A 1,681-nucleotide genomic window follows, 5' to 3' on the forward strand; every position below is an offset into this window, starting at 1 on the left:
TCCGCGTCGACACTGCGCGGCGTCGGCCTCGCCGAGGACAAGCTGCCGATGATCCTCGGCTGCGACGCCGCCGGTGTCGACGCGGACGGCAACGAGGTCGTCCTGCACTCCGTCATCGGCCAGACCGGTCACGGCGTCGGCCCCAAGGAACCCCGTTCCATCCTCACCGAGCACTACCAGGGCACCTTCGCCGAACAGGTCGCCGTACCGACCTGGAACGTGCTGCCCAAGCCGAAGGAGCTCTCCTTCGCGGAGGCCGCCTGTCTGCCCACGGCCTGGCTGACCGCGTACCGCATGCTCTTCACCAACTCCGGTGTACGGCCCGGTGATTCGGTGCTCGTGCAGGGGGCGGGGGGCGGTGTCGCCACGGCCGCGATCGTGCTCGCGAAGGCGGCCGGGCTGCGGGTCTTCGCGACCAGCCGGGACGAGGCGAAGCGGAAGCGGGCGCTGGAGCTGGGCGCCCTGGAGGCGGTGGAGCCGGGTGCGCGGCTGCCGCAGCGCGTGGACGCCGTCATCGAGACCGTCGGCGCCGCCACCTGGTCCCACTCGGTGAAGTCCCTCAAGCCCGGTGGCACGCTCGTCATCTCCGGCGCCACGAGCGGCGACCGCCCCTCGCACGCCGAACTGACCCGCATCTTCTTCCTCGAACTCAAGGTCGTCGGCTCGACCATGGGCACCAAGGACGAGCTGGAGGACCTGCTCGCCTTCTGCGCCACGACGGGTGTCCGCCCGGTCATCGACGAGGTGCTCCCCTTGGACCGGGCCCGCGAGGGCTTCGAACGGCTCGACTCCGGCGGCCAGTTCGGCAAGGTCGTGCTCACCAACGGCTGACGCTCCCTGGTTCTTCCCCACTGCGGTACTTCTCCTCTGCGGTACCTCTCCTCTACGGCCGGTCCGGTTTCCCGGGCCGGCCGCAGCCGTTTGTCAACTTTGATTGACAGATGGCTGATGTCAACGTAGGTTGACGTCATGACCGAAGCAACGGATCTCGCCGAGCGCGCGGGTGACCGTGATCCACGGATCGGCCTCCGTGCCGTGTCCGCACTGCGCAAGCTGGTGGAGCAGCTGGAGGCGGTGCAGGTGCGCGGTGCGCGCAACCAGGGCTGGTCGTGGCAGGAGATCGCCGCGGAACTCGGAGTCAGCAGGCAGGCCGTGCACAAGAAGTACGGGAGGCAGTGATGTTCGAACGGTTCACGAAGGACGCCCGCGCCGTGGTGCGGGGCGCGGTGGAGCACCGCGAGCGGTCGGGGTCCGGTTCCGTCGACCCCGATCACCTGCTGCTGGCCCTCCTCGACCGCCAGGGCAGCCGGGCCTCCTTCGCCCTGGCCGCCCTGGGGCTCGCTCCCGAGGAACGCAAGGAGTCCGTACGGCAGGCTCTGGGCGACGCGCGCCGGCGTGCGGGGCTCTCGCAGGCCGAGGCCGACGCCCTTGCCGGGCTCGGCATCGACGTCTCGGAGATCGTCGCCCGGGTCGAGGAGGTGCACGGCGTCGGGGCGATGTCCGGTGACCGCAAGGACAAGGAGTGGTGGTCCAGCCGCCGTGTCTTCAGCCGTGGCGCCAAGAACGTCCTGGAGAAGTCCCTGCGCATCGCCGTCGCCCGCCGCGACCGGCACGTCGGCGACGAGCACTTCCTCCTCGCCCTGACCATCCTCCCCGGCGTGCCGGTCGCGGCGGGCGACGG

General features: G+C 70.6%; 3 protein-coding genes. All 3 read left to right on the top strand.

Features of this window, described 5'->3' with window-relative positions; all coding sequences use genetic code 11:
* Positions 1 to 831: zinc-binding dehydrogenase (locus JHN63_RS50820; protein ID WP_200691903.1), on the top strand; the 831-nt coding region annotated here is incomplete at its 5' end.
* Between the two features lie 138 nt (positions 832 to 969).
* Positions 970 to 1,179, top strand: coding sequence for a helix-turn-helix domain-containing protein (locus JHN63_RS50825; protein ID WP_200691904.1), 210 nt, complete (start codon positions 970 to 972; stop codon positions 1,177 to 1,179).
* Positions 1,179 to 1,681: Clp protease N-terminal domain-containing protein (locus JHN63_RS50830; protein WP_200691905.1), on the top strand; the 503-nt coding region annotated here is incomplete at its 3' end. The genes JHN63_RS50825 and JHN63_RS50830, both read left to right, overlap by 1 nt.

This window comes from Streptomyces sp. MBT65 (assembly GCF_016612545.1).
Taxonomy (GTDB): domain Bacteria; phylum Actinomycetota; class Actinomycetes; order Streptomycetales; family Streptomycetaceae; genus Streptomyces.